General features: G+C 69.0%; 14 protein-coding genes and 1 tRNA gene. 6 read left to right on the forward strand and 9 right to left on the reverse strand.

Annotated elements, in window-relative coordinates; genetic code table 11:
- Nucleotides 1-3: 3 nt before the first annotated feature.
- Nucleotides 4-492, forward strand: a complete 489-nt coding sequence (locus VHB92_RS09330) for a hypothetical protein (protein ID WP_325453473.1) — start codon at nt 4-6, stop codon at nt 490-492.
- Between the two features lie 80 nt (nt 493-572).
- Here the strand turns inward: VHB92_RS09330 and VHB92_RS09335 are convergent, their stop codons facing one another.
- Complete coding sequence (locus VHB92_RS09335; RefSeq protein ID WP_325453474.1) at nt 573-1,616, reverse strand: aminotransferase class V-fold PLP-dependent enzyme; 1,044 nt, start codon at nt 1,614-1,616, stop codon at nt 573-575.
- An 81-nt stretch (nt 1,617-1,697) separates the two neighbouring features.
- Between VHB92_RS09335 and VHB92_RS09340 the strand changes: the two genes are divergently transcribed.
- From VHB92_RS09340 to VHB92_RS09350, 3 genes are all read left to right on the forward strand, one after another.
- Nucleotides 1,698-2,666: a LysR family transcriptional regulator gene (locus tag VHB92_RS09340; protein ID WP_325453475.1), complete on the forward strand. Its 969-nt coding sequence runs from the start codon at nt 1,698-1,700 to the stop codon at nt 2,664-2,666.
- Between the two features lie 53 nt (nt 2,667-2,719).
- The gene (gene gltX, locus VHB92_RS09345; RefSeq protein WP_325453476.1) at nt 2,720-4,255 is read left to right on the forward strand and encodes a glutamate--tRNA ligase; all 1,536 of its coding nucleotides are present in this window, start codon (nt 2,720-2,722) and stop codon (nt 4,253-4,255) included.
- 169 nt (nt 4,256-4,424) lie between these two features.
- A tRNA-Gln gene (locus tag VHB92_RS09350) sits at nt 4,425-4,496 on the forward strand.
- Nucleotides 4,497-4,574: 78 nt separating this feature from the next.
- On the opposite strand, the gene VHB92_RS09355 is transcribed toward VHB92_RS09350, so the two are convergent.
- The 4 genes from VHB92_RS09355 to VHB92_RS09370 all read right to left on the reverse strand — a co-directional run bounded on the left by VHB92_RS09355 (nt 4,575) and on the right by VHB92_RS09370 (nt 8,889).
- A complete protein-coding gene (locus tag VHB92_RS09355) occupies nt 4,575-4,970 on the reverse strand; it encodes a ChaB family protein (RefSeq protein WP_325453477.1) in 396 nt (131 codons plus the stop codon).
- Nucleotides 4,971-5,084: 114 nt separating this feature from the next.
- Entirely contained in the window at nt 5,085-5,417 is a 333-nt protein-coding gene (locus VHB92_RS09360) for a hypothetical protein (RefSeq protein ID WP_325453478.1), read from the reverse strand.
- A gap of 81 nt (nt 5,418-5,498) precedes the next feature.
- Nucleotides 5,499-7,031, reverse strand: coding sequence for an SLC13 family permease (locus VHB92_RS09365; protein WP_325453479.1), 1,533 nt, complete (start codon nt 7,029-7,031; stop codon nt 5,499-5,501).
- A 205-nt stretch (nt 7,032-7,236) separates the two neighbouring features.
- Nucleotides 7,237-8,889, reverse strand: coding sequence for a thiamine pyrophosphate-binding protein (locus VHB92_RS09370; protein WP_325453480.1), 1,653 nt, complete (start codon nt 8,887-8,889; stop codon nt 7,237-7,239).
- Nucleotides 8,890-9,150: 261 nt separating this feature from the next.
- Here VHB92_RS09370 and VHB92_RS09375 point away from each other — a divergent pair, with 261 nt between their 5' ends.
- Nucleotides 9,151-9,786, forward strand: coding sequence for a histidine phosphatase family protein (locus VHB92_RS09375; protein ID WP_325453481.1), 636 nt, complete (start codon nt 9,151-9,153; stop codon nt 9,784-9,786).
- Nucleotides 9,787-9,858: 72 nt separating this feature from the next.
- Here VHB92_RS09375 and VHB92_RS09380 read toward each other — a convergent pair whose 3' ends face one another.
- From VHB92_RS09380 to VHB92_RS09395, 4 genes are all read right to left on the reverse strand, one after another.
- Nucleotides 9,859-11,205 (reverse strand): NAD(P)/FAD-dependent oxidoreductase, encoded by a 1,347-nt coding sequence (locus VHB92_RS09380; protein WP_325453482.1) that lies wholly within the window; start codon nt 11,203-11,205, stop codon nt 9,859-9,861.
- Nucleotides 11,202-13,016, reverse strand: coding sequence for a glycoside hydrolase family 15 protein (locus VHB92_RS09385; RefSeq protein WP_325453483.1), 1,815 nt, complete (start codon nt 13,014-13,016; stop codon nt 11,202-11,204). The genes VHB92_RS09380 and VHB92_RS09385 overlap by 4 nt, the downstream gene beginning before the upstream one ends.
- A gap of 2 nt (nt 13,017-13,018) precedes the next feature.
- Complete coding sequence (locus tag VHB92_RS09390; RefSeq protein WP_325453484.1) at nt 13,019-13,786, reverse strand: glucose 1-dehydrogenase; 768 nt, start codon at nt 13,784-13,786, stop codon at nt 13,019-13,021.
- A 156-nt stretch (nt 13,787-13,942) separates the two neighbouring features.
- On the reverse strand, nt 13,943-14,581 hold the full coding sequence (locus VHB92_RS09395; protein WP_325453485.1) for an MBL fold metallo-hydrolase: 639 nt from the start codon (nt 14,579-14,581) through the stop codon (nt 13,943-13,945).
- A gap of 93 nt (nt 14,582-14,674) precedes the next feature.
- Between VHB92_RS09395 and VHB92_RS09400 the strand changes: the two genes are divergently transcribed.
- Nucleotides 14,675-16,849, forward strand: coding sequence for a heavy metal translocating P-type ATPase (locus VHB92_RS09400; protein ID WP_325453486.1), 2,175 nt, complete (start codon nt 14,675-14,677; stop codon nt 16,847-16,849).
- The last annotated feature ends 101 nt before the right edge of the window (nt 16,850-16,950 follow it).

A 16,950-nucleotide genomic window follows, 5' to 3' on the forward strand; every position in this document is an offset into this window, starting at 1 on the left:
GGCATGACCGAGGGGTGGAACGAGTTCTACGTCGCCGTCGCCGGCGCGGCAGCGGCCCTGGCCGGGCTCATCATCGTGGCCATGAGCGTCACGATCAAGGAGATCCTGGCGTCGAAGAGTCTGCCCTCCCGCGCGGCGGCGACGATCAGCTCGATGGCGCTCATCCTGCTGCTCGCCATCTTCGGTCTCATCCCGCACCAGACGGATGTGCTGTTCGGCATCGAGATCATCGTGGCCAGCGCCGTCGGAATGATCCCCGTGCTCGTCATGTCGCAGCGAGTGCTGACCGACACGGAGTTGCCAACGGCGAGCTCGACCCGCTGGTTCCGCGTCTTCGCCGGCATTCTCCCGGTGGCGTTGTCGCTGGTCGGCGGCGTTCTCGTCGTCGCCGGGTCATCCGCCGGTCTGGTGCTCGTCGCCGCGACCATCGCGATCGTGTTCGTGACGTCGATGCTCAACGCATGGGTGCTGCTGGTGGAGGTGCAGCGCTGACCATCGCCGGCGTGGAGTGTCCGGCGGTGGCCTGACTGGCCTGTTCCGGCGCGCGACGATCAGTGCCCCTTGGCTGTTTGTCAGTGGCCGACTGCGGCGGCCGCTCGATCGACGTCGTTCTCGTCGTTCCACACGTGGAACGCCACCCGGGCGCGGCCGGCTCGGCCGGACGCCACCAGCCCGGCGTCGGTCAGCGCGGCGAGGTCGTGCCCGTCGGCATCCGGCCAGGTGAGGATGGCGCTGCCTCGCGCCTCGAGGCCCAGTCGCTCCGCCAGCGCGTCCGCGAGCACCACGTCGTGGTCGTGCACGGCCTGGATGTCCGCGCCGGCGAACAGCTCGAGCGCCGGCGCTGCTGCGGCCATGGCCTGCCACGCGGGGGACACGTCGAACCGGCGCGCCGACGACGCCAAAGGTGCGGACGGGCCGTAGCACGACACCCAGGGATCCTCACCGGCATACCACCCGACGTTGATCGGCGTGAGCTCCTCCGCGAACGCCGGCGTGACGGTGAGGAAGCAGACGCCGCGGGGCGAGCACAGCCACTTGTAGGCGTGGCAGATCGTGGCATCCGCCGTGTCCGCCTCCAGCGGCAGCCACCCCGCGGCCTGCGTGGTGTCGCAGAGCACGCGCGCTCCCACCCGATCGGCTGCCGAGCGGATGGCCCGGGCATCCGCGCGCTCGCCCGTCGCCGACTGCACGAGCGAGTACACGACGAGCCAGGTGTCGTCGCCAATGGAGTCGGCCAGGAAGTCGAGCGGCACGTGCCGCACCCGAACGCCCCGACGCTCGTGCTGCAGGAACGGGAAGACGACGGAGCTGAAATCGCCGTCGACGCACAGCACCTCGGTGCCGTCAGGAATGGAGGCGGCGATCATGCCCGCGAACACCGAGCTCTGCGATCCGATCGAGACGCGGTCTATGCCGACGCCGGCGATGCGTGCGAACGCGTCCCGCGCCCGTGCCACCGACGTGTCGTAGTACGCAGGGCCGGCGGCACCGGCGCGCCACCGCTCGAGGTCCTGGCGCATCGCGTCGGCCGCGACGGCAGGCGGCAGGCCACCCGTGCACGCCGCCAGGTAGCCGGCGCCTGTTCCCTCGAACTCGGGGCGGAACTGTTCAAGCACATTCCGAGCCTGCGCTGCCCCCGTGCATTGCACAATCGCAGGTGTTCGATCGGACGCATAACGTGCGGTTATGCTTCCGCCATGACCCTGCAACAGGATGCTGCGACGCCGCTCGAACTGGACGCGCACACGTTGCGCATCGTGCGCGCGCTCGTCGAGCACGGATCCATCACCGCTGCCGCCGGTGCGCTCGGATTCAGCCAGCCGGCCGTGAGCCAGCATCTGCGCCGGGCGGAGGCACGCATCGGCATGCCGCTCATCGCGAGGTCGGGGCGCGGCGTGCGTCTCACCGAGGCAGGCCGGGTGCTGGCCAGACACGCCCGCACGATCACGATGGCACTGGATGCCGCGGCGGGCGAGCTCGCCGAGCTGTCCGGCCTGCGTGCGGGCCGGGTGCGGCTCGCGGCGTTCCCGACCGCGTCGTCGACGCTCGTGCCCCAGGTGCTCCGCATGCTCCAGTCGAAACACGCCGGCATCTCGATCGGCTACCTCGAGGCCGAGCCGCCGGAGGCCGTCGAGGCTGTGCGGTCGCAGCAGGCCGACCTCGCCATCACGTTCGGATACCCCGGCGACCGCGTCGACCCGCACGCCGACGGTGCACGCGGGCTCGTCGTCATCCCGCTGTGGCGCGACGAGATGATGCTGGCCCTGCCCGCCGATCATCCCGCGGCGGCGTCGGAGACCGTGGACCTGAGGGCGTTGAACAATGAGAACTGGAGCGCCGGATGCCCGCGGTGCCGAGGCCATCTGTTGCAGCTCGCCGAGGCATCCGGCTTCGTCCCGCGCATCGGCTATGAGACGGACAATTTCACGGCGGTGCTCGGCATGGTGTCGGCGGGGCTCGGCGTCGCGCTGATCCCGTCGCTCGCGCTCGCGGTGTCGACGCTGCCGCCGGATGTCGTCATCCGGCCGACCGCTAACCACGACCACCGCACCATCCACCTCGTCGCGGCGCCCGGAAGCGATCAGGTGCCGGCGATCGCGGCGGCTGCCTCGGCCATCCTGCACGTGGATGCCGAGGCGTGGTCCCTCACGCCGGCCGACGCCTGAGGGCGCCCGACCGCGCCAGGGTGTGGACAGCCCGGACCGTAGACTGGGCGACGATGTCCGAGACCTCTTCAGCGGCCGCGTATCCGTTCAGCACTGCCACCGGAAGCGACGTGCGCGTGCGCTTCTGCCCATCGCCCACCGGAACGCCGCACGTAGGGCTCATCCGCACGGCGCTCTTCAACTGGGCGTACGCCAGGCACACCGGCGGCAAGCTCATCTTTCGCATCGAAGACACCGACGCCGCGCGCGACTCGGAGGAGAGCTACGAGCAGCTCCTCGACGCGCTGACCTGGCTCAAGATCGACTGGGACGAGGGCGTCGTGAAGGGCGGCCCGGACGGCCCGTACCGGCAGTCGCAGCGCAGCGAGATCTACGCTGCGGTGCTGGACCGGCTGATCGACTCGGGCCACGTGTACGAGAGCTACTCGACGCCTGAGGAGATCGAGGCGAGAAACCTCGCTGCGGGCCGGCCCAAGCAGCACGGCTACGACAACGGCGACCGGGATCACACCGAGGAGCAGCGCGAGGCGTTCCGCGCCGAGGGGCGCCAGCCGGCGCTGCGACTGCGTGTGCCCGACACGGAGCTCGACTTCGATGATCTTGTGCGCGGGCCCATCACGTTCCCGGCCGGCTCGTTCAGCGACTTCGTCGTCGTGCGACCCAACGGCCAGCCGCTCTACACGTTCGTGAACCCCGTGGACGACGCGTTGATGCGCGTGACGCACGTGCTGCGCGGCGAGGATCTCCTGCCTTCGACGCCGCGTCAGATCGCGCTGTACCGCGCGCTCATCGATATCGGTGTCGCCGACTTCATCCCGCAGTTCGGGCACCTGCCTTCGGTGCTCGGCGAGGGCAACAAGAAGCTGTCGAAGCGTGACCCGGAGTCGAACCTGTTCCACCACAGGGAGCGTGGCTTCATTCCCGAGGGTCTGGACAACTATCTGGCCCTGCTCGGCTGGGGATACTCGCACGACCGCGACGTGTTCTCCCTCGATGAGATGGTGCAGAAGTTCGATGTCGCCGACGTGAATCCGAATCCGGCGCGTTTCGACTTGAAGAAGGCCGAGGCGATCAATGCGGACCACATCCGCAGGCTTGACGTGGCCGACTTCACGCAACGCACGATTCCGTACCTGGTCGAGGCGGGCATCCTGACCGAGCCCCTCACCGACCGGCAACGCACGATTCTGGATGCCGCGGCGCCGCTCGTGCAGGAGCGCGTACAGGTGCTGGGGGAGACGCCGGGCATGCTCGGGTTCCTCTTCCGGGATGCCGCCTCCCTGCACTACGACGAGGATGCGCTGGGCACGCTTCCGGACAACGCCGCGGAGGTGTTGCGCGACTCACTGGCCGCCCTGGAGCGGCTCGGCGAGCACCTCTGGACGCACGACGGCATCGAAGTCACGCTGCGCGCCGCGCTCATCGAGGTGCTCGGGCTCAAGCCGCGCGTCGCGTTCGGACCGCTGCGAGTGGCCGTGAGCGGTCGCCGCGTCTCGCCGCCGCTGTTCGAGTCGATGGAGATCCTCGGCAAGCCCGAGACGCTCGCCCGTGTGGAGCGCCTGCTGCAGCACGTCAACGCCGCAGCGTGACCCACCTCGGTCGTCGACTCGGCCACGCCGCGGCACCACGCCGACGCGACTCAGGCGTTTTGGCCGCTTCGCCTCGCGTCCGGTAAAGTAATCACTCGTGCCGCTTTCGTGCGGCGCGATCCGGGACTCGCCTCCCGGGCCTTCGGTTCCGCCCTCCGGGGTAGACCGGTGGGGTATGGTGTAATTGGCAACACGGCTGATTCTGGTTCAGTTGTTCTTGGTTCGAGTCCAGGTACCCCAGCTTTGCAGACCTCGGTTCTCCGGGGTCTTTTGCTTTGCACGGCTCCGTCACTCCATCCGCAGAGCCCTCGCCGCGCCCTCAGGACCGGCTCTTCGCCGTCGCCCGGTTGTTGGCCTTCTCGATCGCCTTGACGAGTTCGTCCTTGTTCATCGAGCTGCGTCCCGAGATGTCCAGCTTGCGGGCGACATCCATCAGGTGCTGCTTCGAAGCGTTCGCATCGACACCGCCTGCCGTGCGCCGGTTGGTGCCACGACCGCCTTCGGCCTGCTTGTCCGACGGGCCGCGCTTGCCCTTGCGCTCCCAGTGATCGCCGACCTTCTCGTATTCGTTCTTCAGCGCGGCGAACGCCGTGCGGTGCGACCGCTGACCCTCGCCGTATTCCTTGACGGCCGAATCGTGAGTCTTCGACCACAGGTCCTGAGCGTGCTTGTCGGAGCGCTGGATGGTCGACGGCATGACTTCGCGTCCTGGCATGGAAATCTCCTCTCCGGTGTGCCGTAGTCCACTCCTGGACGGCGCAGAGGCCTAGGGCTTGACACCCAGACCGAGACGGCCCGCGCCGACGTGGTGCTCAGAGCGGGCCGCCGGTCACGCTTCGGTTTCCGGTTCGGGGAGCATCCTCAGGGTTCCGGATGCCGCAGAGCTGCCGAGAAGCTCGAGCCAGTCCCTTCTCAACGGCTCGGTCATGGAGGACTCGTAGCTGAAGTAGAGCGACGAGCTGGGCGAGATCCACACCGCACCGTGCAGACCTCGTCCCTCCGCTTCCGTGCTGTCGTCGCCGCCGACGTCCGGCTCATCGTCCCACGCGAAACAGCACGACTCGTGGCGCCGCAAGCGCCCGATGATCACGGCTTGCAGGTGCCGCAGTGCTCTGTCCCGAATGGTCAGCGCGGGTGCGACCTCGTAGATCATCGATCCCATCTCGTGGCCTCGTCTTTCGCCTCTCATGGGCCCCGTCGGTGTGCGGGCCCTGTCACACCACCAGCCGCGACAGGGGCCCTGTCACACCACCAGCCAGAGCAGCAGCACGAAGATGAGGCCGAGAACGGAGATGAGGGTCTCCATCACCGACCAGGTCTTGATGGTCTGCCCGACCGTCAGGCCGAAGTACTCCTTCACGAGCCAGAATCCCGCGTCGTTCACGTGCGAGAAGAACAGGGATCCGGCGCCGATCGCGAGCACGAGCAGCGCGAGCTGGGCGGGGGAGAGGTGCGACGCGAGCGGGGCGACGATGCCGGCCGCAGTGACCGTGGCGACCGTCGCGGAACCGGTGGCGAGGCGGATCAGCACCGCGACCATCCAGGCCAGCACGACGATGGAGAGACCCGTGGCGACCGCGATCTTGGCGATCGCAGTGCCCGTTCCGCCGTCGACCAGCACCTGCTTGAACCCGCCGCCTGCGCCCACGATGAGCATCACGCCCACGATGGGCAGCAGGCTGGCGCCGATCTTCTTGGTCAGGGAGGGCAGCGAGAATCCGACCGTCGTGCCGAACGTGACCATGGCCAGCAGAACCGCGATCAGCAAGGCGGTGACCGGGTCGCCGATGAAGTCGAGCACGTTGCGTGTCGCGGATCCGGACGGCAGCCAGATGTCGGATGCCGCCTTGGCGAGCATGAGCACGACGGGCGACAGGATGGTGATCAGCGTCCACGTGAAGCTCGGCGTGCGCGTGGCATCCGGGTCTTGCGCGCGATGGTCGGAACCGGCCTGGTCGGCGTCGACGTCGGAACCCGCCCCGCCGGAAAGCCGCCTCCGTGCGCCGGCGTTCTCGGTGCCTTCGCGGCGTCCGACGCTGTCGATGATGCTCTCACCGGCCGAGCCGACCGTGACGGCCAGGGCTGCACCTGCCGCCTCGACCGGAACCCAACGTGCGGCGAGTCGGCCGAACAGCGGTCCGGCGATCACGACGACCGGGATGGCGATCAGCAGCCCGAACGCGAGAGTGACACCCACGTTCGCGTGCAGCAGGCCGATCGCGGCGAGCGGTCCCGGGTGCGGCGGGATGAATCCGTGCAGCACGGAGAGACCGGCCAGCGCCGGGATGCCCAGCAGCATCGCCTTCGTCTTCGCGCGTCGCACGGCGAGCATGACCACCGGGATGAGCAGCACGAGGCCGATCTCGAAGAACATCGGGATGCCGATGATGCCGGCGATGAGCGCCATCTTCCATGGCAGCGTGGCCGGGCGGCCGCGCAGCAGGGTGTCGACCACCCGGTCGGCGCCTCCCGAGTCGGCCAGCAGCTTGCCGAGCATCGCACCGAGCGCGATCAGCACCCCGACGTAGCCGAGTACACCGCCGACGCCCGTCTCGTACGAGGCGGTCACTTTGTCGATCGCGATGCCGGATGCCAGGCCCACGAACAGCGCCGCGATCGTCAGCGCGAGAAAGGCGTGGAACTTCGCCCACACGATCAGCACGACGACGATCGCGATTCCGATCGCCGCGACGACGATCACCTGAGTGTCGTGCCCTGTCCACGGTTGCTGCGCCGCGTTGGACGTCGTATCGGCTGCCAGACCGGCCACCGCCATGGTGCGATCGAGGATCGCGATCGTTTCCTCCCCTTCAGGTGCTGCGACTCACGCGGTCCGAGTGACGCGACGGCCGGCACCATGCGACGGTCTACACCCCGGGGGTCGCGCGTGACAACGGGTGTCCGATCGCTCGGGTTTGTGGGTAACGGGTGGCGACGGCCGGCTTGAAGCCGGTGCGCGAGCGGCGCGGCCGCGGGCTCCGCTACGAGTTCACGCGGATGACCTCGTGCTGATACGGCGAGATCACCTCGTGCGTGATGCGGCAGTCCAGCAACAGGAACGGGCGTTCGTCGACGGGCGCCGACGCCCAGGAGTGCAGGCGTTCCAGGTCGTCGAGCGCGCGTACCACCACACCCTCCGCGCCGACGGCACTGGCGAGCGCGGCGAAATCGACCTCGGGAATGAGCATGGGCGATCGTGCGAGGCCCTTGAGGCCGTACAGGTTCACCTCCGCGCCGTAGGCCGCATCGTTCCACACCACGGCCATGCCGCGGCCGCCGGCGACGCGCACGGCGGACTCGAGGTCGGCGAGCGCCATCAGACCGCCTCCGTCTCCCGTGGTGAGCACGACGGTCGCCTCCGGCCGGGCGAGGGCTGCGCCGACGACGGACGGCATGCCGAGGCCGATCGACTGGAACGCCGTTCCGACCATGATCATGCGGTCGGGGGAGGCGACGGGCCAGTACATGTTCGCCCAGCCGATGAAGTGGCCGCCGTCGGAGACCACCACTCGCTCGTGCGGCAGCAGCTCGCCGATGCGCTTGGCGACAGTGCGCGGGTCGAGGCGTCCGTCGCGGGCGACGCCGTCGCCATCCGGATGACGCGTGAGTGCCGCGAAGTCGAGCGACTCGCGCCATCCGCTCGGCTTCGCCTCGATGTCACGCAGCGTGGTGACGAGTTCGCGGGCGACCAGCCTGGCGTCGCCTCGGATGAAGCCACCGACGTTCGGATGCGTCGCCGCCGGCGCGATGTCCACCTGGACCACCTGGGTCTGCGGCGCGAACAGGTGCCCGAACCGCATGGTGAACTGGTTGAGGGATGCCCCGAACACGACGGCGACGTCGGCCTCCCGCACGAGCGCCATCGCGGCATCCGCTCCGAAGCCGCCGGTCACGCCGAGGTCGAACCGCGCGTCCGGGAAGACGCCCCGGCCGAGCGCCGTAGATGCCGTCACCGCGCCCGCCGCGGCGGCGAGCTCCCCGAGCGCCTCGCCGGCTCCGGACAGCCATGCCCCTCGGCCGGCCAGCAGGAACGGGCGCTCCGCCGCCGCCAGCGCCTGCGCCAGCCGTGCGATCCGCGACCTCGTGAATTCGTCGTGCGGGGCGAGCGGGTCGGGCAGCTGCGGTTGTGGCGCCTCCGGCACCGGGCCGGCGTCGATCCGTGCCACGTCGTACGGGATGGCGAGCACGGTCGGCACCTTGTAGGCGAGGGCGTGCTCGACGGCGATCGCGGTGGTGGCCGCGGCATCCGCTCGTCCCACCGTGTATGTGCGGGCTCCGACGGCGGAGGCCAGCGCGATCTGGTCCACATCCCACGGCCGCGGACCGGAGGTCGGCTCGTCGCCGACCACGAGGATGAGCGGCACGTGCGCCTGCACCGCCTCGGCGAGGGCCGTGAGCGTGTTCGTGAAGCCCGCGCCGTACGTCGTGGTCCCCGCCGCGATGCGCCCCGAGGCGCGGAAGTGCGCGTCGGCGGCCACGACCGCGCCAGCCTCGTGTCGCACGGCCGTGTACCGCACGGTCGTCTGGCGTTCCAGCGCGTCGAGGAAGTAGGCGTTGCCGTTGCCCATCACACCGAACACGTTGTCGAGGTGCGAGGCGAGCGTGATGGCGACGTGAGCGGAGACGGAGGGCATGAGTGTGCCTTTCGAGACGGACGGATGAGGTTTCCGTATGTGTCTCGCCCACCGCGCAAGCGGCGGCTGCGTGCCCCTTTTTCGAGCACCGGCCGGTCCGCGCGAGGCGCCGGTCCAACCGGACGACAACGAGAATATCGGCCCGGCTCCTGTTCCCGTCCGTCATCGCCGCGCTGCGGCGTCGGTTCCGTGGTCGGAGCCCGTGGTCCGTGCGCGGCGCATCTGACAAGGTGGAGGCAGAACCGCGAACGGGGAGGGCTGATGTCTGACGGCGATACCGATCGGAACGGACGACTGGTGCTGATCAGGCACGGCGAGACGCCATGGAGCCGCGTCGGCCGTCACACGGGCGTGACGGATCTGACGCTCACCGAGCGAGGCGAACAGCAGGCGCGCGACCAGGGCTCGATGCTGCGCGGCCACCGGTTCGCCATGGTGCTGTGCAGCCCACGGATGCGGGCGCGGCGCACGTCGGCGCTCGCCGGGTACGCGCATCCCGCGATCGACAGCGATCTCGTCGAATGGGACTACGGCGGATACGAGGGCATCACGACGCCGCAGATCGTCGCCTCCCGGGGCGGCACGCCGTGGGACCTCTGGCACGACGGAGTGATCCCGGGGGAGACGCCGGGCGAGACCGCAGAGCAGGTGCAGGAGCGTGCGCAGCGGGTCATCGACAAGTGCACCGACTCGCTGATGAACGGCGAGGACGTGCTGCTGGTCTCCCACGGGCACTTTCTGCGGATGCTCGCCGTCACCTGGGCGAACCTGCCGATCACGGCGGGCGCGGTGATCCGGCTCGACACCGGAAGCGTGTGCGAACTGGGCTACGAGCACGAGCGGCAGGCCGTGCTGCGCTGGAACTGCCCGCCGGATCCGCGCACCGACTTCAGCTGACGCGGCCTTACGCCGACTCGCCGCGTCGGCCTCGCCGGTGTGCGCCACCGACGAGGCTGACGGTGCCCTGCGTCAGTGGTGAGCCTGGTGCGCCTTGGCAGCGGCCAGCGCCTCCTGGAACGGCTTGCGCGGGCTGCGCACCGCTGACGTGGACGTGAGATCCCGCCGCGCGAGGGTGTTGGCGATCCATCCTGTGGCCAGCCGTACCCTGCGGCTCATGCTCGGCATCGCGAGCGCGTGGTACACCTTGTCGACGGCCCACGCCGGCAAGCCCTTGAGCTTGATGCCCATCACGACCGCGGCGCCCTGATGGGCTCCATAGCTGGCCAGGGTGCCGAGAGACTTGTGCCGGTAGGGCAGGGGTGGCTCGCCGAGCTGCGCACCGAGGATGTTCTTCGCCAGCACCTTCGCCTGACGCAGGGCGTTCTGCGCGTTCGGCGCGTAGTACTCGGGCTTGTCGCCGGAATCGGGCTTCGGCACCTGGGCGTCGTCACCCAGCGCCCACGCGCCCTTCACGACCTTGCCGTCGTCATCCACCACCTGAAGGCACTCGTTCACCTGAACGTGGCCCTTGGCGCCCAGCGGAACGCCCAGCCGCTCGAGGAGCGGGTTCGGCGCCACACCCGCCGACCACACGATCGTGTCGGCGGGATGCGTCTCCCCGTTGCTCAGCTGAACGATGCCGTCTTCGCAGGTCTTCATCTCGGTCTTCAGCAGCACGGAGATGCCGCGGCGCCGCAACGTCTTCAGCGTCCACTGCGACAGCTCGGGGCCCACCTCGGCGGCGATGCGGTCGGCGGCCTCGACCAGGAGCCACGTCATCCGCTTGCCGTGCAGCGTGGGGTAGGTGGCGATCTGGTGCCGCGCCAGCTCGTGCAGCTCGGCGATGGCTTCCACGCCGGTGTACCCGCCGCCCACGAAGACGAACGTGAGCGCCCTGTCGCGCTCCGCCTGGCTGTTCGTGGTTGCGGCGTAGCGGATGCGGTCCAGCACGTGGTTGCGCAGGAACACCGCCTCTTCGAGCGTGCCGAATCCGACGGCGTTGTCCTCGAGCCCGGGTATCGGCAGAGCCTTGGTGATGGAACCGAGCGCGAAGACGACGTGGTCGTACGACAGCGCCCGTTCGACTCCGCCTTCCGCCTGCACGATGGCGGTGCGCGCGTCGGCATCGAGGGACATCACCTGTCCGGCGACCACCTTGGCGGGCTTGAGCGCTCGCTGCAGCGTCACCGTAGCGTCGCGCGGCTGAGTCTCTCCTCCCGCCACCTCGGGCAGCAGGGGTTTGTAGGTGAGATACGGCTCGGGTTCCACCACCGTGACGCGCACGCGTCCGGTTCTGATGCCGTGCTTGAGCTGATGGGCGACATGGAATCCGGCGTAACCGCCGCCGAGCACGAGAACGTGTGCTGTGTTGGTCATCGGTTCTTGCCTCCTTCCGGGGCGATGAACATGGGGGTGTCGCTCGTCGCGGAATCGCCGGCGAGCAGATGGAAGCCGCTGCGCACGAGGGCGAAGTGGCTGAAGGCCTGCGGGGTGTTGCCCAGCTGGCGGTGGCTCTTCGGATCCCATTCCTCGCTGAGGATGCCCACGTCGTTGCGCAAGGTGAGAAGGCGTTCGAAGAGCTTTGTCGCCTCGTCCCGTCGTCCGGCACCGATGAGCGCGTCCACCAGCCAGAACGAGCAGGCCAGGAACACGCCTTCGCCTCCCGGCAGGCCGTCGTCCGCCGCCTGTGGTCGGTAGCGGAGGACGAAGCCGTCCTCGGTGAGGTCGCGCTGGATGGCCTCGATCGTGCCGATCACGCGGCGGTCGTCGCCTGGCAGGAAGCCGACGCGCGGGATCTGCAGCAGCGCGGCATCCAGCTCTGTGCTTCCGTACGACTGCACGAACGTGTTGCGGTCGGCGTTGTATCCGTTCTTCAGGATGTCGCGCCGCACGGCCGTGCGCAGCTTCTTCCACTCGTCGACGGGGCCAGGCAGTCCGTAGCGCTCCACCGCGCGTACCATGCGGTCGGCGGCGACCCAGACCATGACCTTGGAATGCGTGAAGTGGCGCCGCGGTCCGCGCATCTCCCACAGTCCGTTGTCCGGCTCATGCCAGATCTTGCGCACGTGCTCGATGAGCGCGCACTGCAGGTCCCAGGATTCGTCGTCGCCGTTCTTCACGCTGGCGCGTGTCAGGGCGAGGCCGTCCAGCACCTCGCCCCAGACATCCAGCTGCAGCTGGTCGGCGGCAGCGTTGCCCACCCGCACCGGCGTCGAGTCGGCGTAGCCGGAGAGCCAGTCGAGCGCCGCCTCTGGCAGCCTGCGGGTGCCGTCGAGGCCGTACATGATCTGCAGCGTGGCCGGGTCGCCGGCGACGGCACGCAGCAGCCAGTCACGCCAGGCTTTGGCCTCGCTCGTGTAGCCGGCCGTGAGGAGCGATTGCAGCGCCAGCGTCGCATCACGCAGCCAGCAGTAGCGGTAGTCCCAATTGCGAGGTCCGCCGAGCTGCTCGGGCAGCGAGGTGGTCGCGGCGGCGACGATGCCACCGGTGGGAACGTAGGTGAGAGCCTTGAGCGTGATCAGCGACCTCTGGACCGCTTCGCGATGCGGCCCGTTCGCCTTGGAGGCGCGAGACCAGGTGTCCCAGAAGCCGTCGGTCGACTCCAGGGCGTTGAGCGCATCGACGGACGACGGGGGCCGCAGATGGCTCGGATACCACGTCATCACGAACGGGATGCGCTCGCCTTCGTCGACCGTGAACTCGCTCACGGTGTGCATGTCGCGACCTTGCAGCGGTGCGGGAGTTGTGACCACAACGGCGTCGGGGCCGGCGACGGCGCGGATGCCCCGCTCGTCGCGCGTGACCCAGGGCACGACGTGGCCGTAGTCGAAGCGCAGCACCAGGTCCGACTCCATGCGCACCGTTCCGCTGAGTCCTTCGACCACCCGCACCAGGTCGGCGGCTTGATCGCGCACGGGCATGAAATCCGTGACCCGCACGCTGCCGGAGTCGGTTTCCCACTCGGTCTCGAGGATGAGGGTGTCCGGCCTGTATCGTCGTCGCGTGCACCGTGTGGCACCGGCGGGCGCGACACGCCACCTGCCGTTGTCCTCGTCGCCGACGAGCGCGGCGAAGCACGCGGGCGAGTCGAACCGCGGAAGGCACAACCAGTCGATGGATCCCTCGGTGCTCACCAACGCGGCGGTGTGCAGATCGCCGATGATCGCGTAGTCCTCGATGCCCGCCACGGTCAGAGGCCCACGCTGGACTGCATGATGCCGCCGTCGACGAAGATGGTGGTGGCGGTGATGTAGCGGGCGGCGTCGGAGGCGGCGAACAGCACGGCATCCCCGATCTCGGACGGCTCTGCCACCTTGCCCAGCGGGATCGCATCCTCGAGCTTCTGCTTCTGCTCCGGATCGTTCAGCGTCTTCGTGTTGATCGGTGTCGCCACGGCGCCCGGCGCGATGTTGATGACGCGGATGCCTTGCGGCCCGAGCTCCACGCCCGCCGTGCGGGTGAGCATCCGCATACCGCCCTTGGCCACGCAGTACGAGATGTTGCCCGGCATCGGCCAGTCCTCGTGCACGGACGACACGTTGACGACGACGCCTCCGCCGCCCTGGGAGACGAACTGCTTCGCGGCGAGCTGTGTGCCGAAGAACGCGCTCTTCAGGTCGACGGCGACCACGAGGTCGAAGCTCTCCTCGTCGGCATCCAGAAGGCTGTGGCGTTTCTCGATGCCCGCGTTGTTGACCATCACGTCGAGCCGTCCGTATTCGTGCACGGCGGAGTCGATGAGCTTCTGGATCTCGGTGGGTCGGGAGACATCGGCTTCGACGCCCATGGCCTTGCCGCCTGCGGTGGTGATGTCTTTCACGAGGTCTGCCGCGTCATCCGGTTTCGCCACATAGTCGATGACCACGTTGGCGCCCTCGCTGGCGAGGCGCCGCACGATCGCCTCGCCGATTCCGCTGTTGCCGCCCGTGACGATGGCGGTCTTGTTCTCGAGTTGCATCTGATCGCTTCCCCGTTGCACTACTCATCGGATTGCACTTCGTCGGATGTTCGACATTGAACGCCATTTCGTGGTGATCGCAATCACCTGCGCAAGATGAGGATGCGTGGTAAGGGGCCAATTGGTGGGCGCCGAATATCGGCGCCCACCCACCGATCAGATCTGGTACGAGTCCCCAGGCTGCAGGTCGAGGAACTCGCCTCCGCCCTGTTCCGTCGCCCACTCGATGCGGCCGTCGGCCATCTGCTTGCCGACGACGGAGCTGACCATCTCGTGCGTGGAGAACGAGTGCTTCGGCTTGACGTCGAGCACGTAGTCGATGAACTCCGACGCCTTCAGCCACGGGGCGGATGACGGCACGGCCAGCACGTCGACCTCGGGCAGGTCGGGCTTGGCGAAGGAGTCTCCCGGGTAGACGAGCGTGTCGTCGACGATGACGCCGACGTTGTCGACGACCGGGATCGACGAGTGGATGACCGCATGCTGCCCGCCGAAGAAGCGCAGGGTGAACGGGCCGGCCTCGACCGTGTCGCCCGCGTGCACGACGCGCACCGAGAAATCGGCCGCGGCCTTCGCGACACCCTCAGGACCGAGGATGACGGCGTCGGGGCTCTGGTCGAGGATGCGGCGCAGCTGCTCGGGCGTCCAGTGATCCGCGTGCTCGTGGGTGATCACGACGGCGACGGTGCCCGCGGCCTCCGTGATCGGGGTGGTGAACGAGCCGGGATCGATGAAGAGCCGGGACCCGTCGTTTTCGAGGACGAGAGCGGCGTGTTCGAGCTTGGTCAGTTTCATGTCACCATTCTGGTCGGCCGGCACGAGCCGAGGCGAGCCGGGAATACCGCCGTCGATGGATCGTTGATACCCCTAGGGGGTATCATGAATCGCATGCACCAGCACACGGACGACCTCAGCGAGCACACCGCACTCGACCACGCCGGGCATCGGTCAGATCGCGGTCACAGCCAGGAAGACCACGCCGGGCACGGAATGGACGCGGGCGAGCACGGTTCGCATGAGCACGGGGCTCACGACCACGGCGGCCACGACCACAGCGCTCACGACCACAGCGCTCACGACCCTGCCCAGTTCCGTCGCAAGTTCTGGTGGAGTCTTGTACTCACCATCCCGACGATGGTGTTCTCGACCGGGCTTCAGGACATCCTGGGCCTGAGCGGGCCGCGGTTCCCCGGCAGCCAGTACATTCCCGCCGTGTTCGGCATCGCCGTGTTCCTCTACGGCGGACTCGTCTTCGTGCGAGGCGCCGTCGCCGAGCTGCGATCGCGCCGTCCTGGCATGATGACGCTCATCGCCCTCGCTATACTCGTCGCGCTCGGCTACAGCCTCGCGGTCACAGTCGGCCTCAGCGGCATGGACTTCTGGTGGGAGCTCGCGACCCTGATCACGATCATGCTGCTCGGTCACTGGATCGAGATGGCCTCGGTGATGGGTGCTCAGAACGCGCTCGGCGAGCTCGCCACCCTGCTCCCCGACACGGCCGAGCTGCTGGACGGGCAGCAGGGCGCCGACGACGGCCGCCGTTCGCGGTCGGTGCCGACCTCCGAGCTGCGGGTCGGCGACCGAGTTCTCGTTCGGCCGGGCGCAAGCATCCCGGTCGATGGCGTCGTCGTCGACGGATGGTCGGACGTGAACGAGGCGCTGCTCACTGGTGAGTCGGCAGCGGTCGTCAAGCAGGCGGGGGCGTCCGTGGTCGCCGGCAGCGTGAACGGCAGCGGGTCGCTCACCGTCGAGATGACGAAGGAGCAGGATGCGTCGGCGCTGGCGGGCATCATGCGGCTCGTCGCGCAGGCTCAGGCGAGCAAGTCGGGTGCCCAGCTGCTCGCCGATCGCGCGGCCGGATGGCTGTTCTACGCGGCGCTCGCGTCCGCGGCGGTCACGCTCGTGGCCTGGGTGCTGCTGCGCCCGGACGACCCGAACTTCGTGCTGGAGCGCGTCGTGACGGTGCTCATCATCGCGTGCCCGCACGCGCTAGGGCTGGCGATCCCGCTCGTTGCGCAGATCGCCACGTCGCTGGGCGCGCGCGCCGGCATCCTCGTGCGCGACCGCGCCGCGCTCGAAGACGCGAGGCTGACGGATGTCGTGCTCTTCGACAAGACGGGAACGCTCACCGAAGGCCGGCAGGGCGTCGTTCAGGTGGTGACAGCGGACGGCGTGGACGAGGCGTCGGTGCTGTCGCGCGCGGCGGCCGTCGAAGCCGACGCGGAGCATCCGATCGGCGCCGCGATCGTGGCTGCGGCCCGCGAGCGAGGGTTGCACGTGGGCCGCGCCGATCGCTTCGAGGCGCTCGCCGGGCGCGGGGCGACCGGCATCGTGTCGGGCGACCGCGTGACGGTAGGGTCGCCACGGGTCGTGGGGGAGCGCGGCACGGAGGTGCCGCCCGCGATGGCGGACGCCGCCGCCCGTGCTCAGGCCTCGGGCAACACCGTCGTCTTCGTCGTCGCCGACCGCGATGGCCGTGTCCAGGTGGACGGGATGATCGTCGTCGCCGACGTGGTGCGCGCAGAGTCGAAGGATGCCGTCGCAGCGCTTCGCTCCATGGGTGTGCGTGTGGCGATGCTCACCGGCGATGCCCGGGCCGTGGCAGACGCCGTCGCCGCGCAGCTCGGCATCGACGAGGTGATCGCCGAGGTGCTTCCGGATCAGAAGGCCGGTGCCGTCTCCTCGCTGCAGCGTGACGGCTCGCGCGTGATGATGGTCGGCGACGGCGTCAACGACGCGCCCGCGCTCGCGCAGGCCGACGTGGGCGTCGCCATCGGCGCAGGCACCGACGTCGCCATCGAGTCGGCGGGAATCGTGCTGGCGTCCAGCGACCCGCGCGGAGTGCCGATGACCGTGCGGCTCTCCTCGCGCACGTACCGCAAGATGACGCAGAACCTCTGGTGGGCCGCCGGCTACAACATCGTGGCGATCCCGCTCGCCGCGGGGGTTCTCGAGCCGTTCGGTGTCGTCGTCTCGCCCGCGCTCGGCGCCGTACTGATGAGCGTCTCGACCATCGTCGTCGCGGTCAACGCGCAGCTGCTCCGCAGGGCCCGGCTGAGCTGATCGCGGCTCGCTGACCTCGTCGATCGTCTCGTCGTGATCGGCAAGGCCAGGCGCCCGGCTCTCGTCGTGGTCCGTACGGCGGCGCGCGCGGCCTGCGTCGA

This window comes from Humibacter sp. (genome assembly GCF_035547335.1).
In the GTDB taxonomy this organism is placed as follows: Bacteria; Actinomycetota; Actinomycetes; order Actinomycetales; family Microbacteriaceae; genus Humibacter.

Excerpts from the sequence above, each read along its gene's own strand:
- VHB92_RS09330 (WP_325453473.1), top strand. The coding sequence starts at position 4 with ATGACCGAGGGGTGGAACGAGTTCTACGTCGCCGTCGCCGGCGCGGCA.
- VHB92_RS09340 (WP_325453475.1), top strand. The coding sequence starts at position 1,698 with ATGACCCTGCAACAGGATGCTGCGACGCCGCTCGAACTGGACGCGCAC.
- gltX (WP_325453476.1), top strand. The coding sequence starts at position 2,720 with ATGTCCGAGACCTCTTCAGCGGCCGCGTATCCGTTCAGCACTGCCACC.
- VHB92_RS09355 (WP_325453477.1), bottom strand. The coding sequence starts at position 4,970 with ATGCCAGGACGCGAAGTCATGCCGTCGACCATCCAGCGCTCCGACAAG.
- VHB92_RS09360 (WP_325453478.1), bottom strand. The coding sequence starts at position 5,417 with ATGGGATCGATGATCTACGAGGTCGCACCCGCGCTGACCATTCGGGAC.
- VHB92_RS09365 (WP_325453479.1), bottom strand. The coding sequence starts at position 7,031 with ATGGCGGTGGCCGGTCTGGCAGCCGATACGACGTCCAACGCGGCGCAG.
- VHB92_RS09370 (WP_325453480.1), bottom strand. The coding sequence starts at position 8,889 with ATGCCCTCCGTCTCCGCTCACGTCGCCATCACGCTCGCCTCGCACCTC.
- VHB92_RS09375 (WP_325453481.1), top strand. The coding sequence starts at position 9,151 with ATGTCTGACGGCGATACCGATCGGAACGGACGACTGGTGCTGATCAGG.
- VHB92_RS09380 (WP_325453482.1), bottom strand. The coding sequence starts at position 11,205 with ATGACCAACACAGCACACGTTCTCGTGCTCGGCGGCGGTTACGCCGGA.
- VHB92_RS09390 (WP_325453484.1), bottom strand. The coding sequence starts at position 13,786 with ATGCAACTCGAGAACAAGACCGCCATCGTCACGGGCGGCAACAGCGGA.
- VHB92_RS09395 (WP_325453485.1), bottom strand. The coding sequence starts at position 14,581 with ATGAAACTGACCAAGCTCGAACACGCCGCTCTCGTCCTCGAAAACGAC.
- VHB92_RS09400 (WP_325453486.1), top strand. The coding sequence starts at position 14,675 with ATGCACCAGCACACGGACGACCTCAGCGAGCACACCGCACTCGACCAC.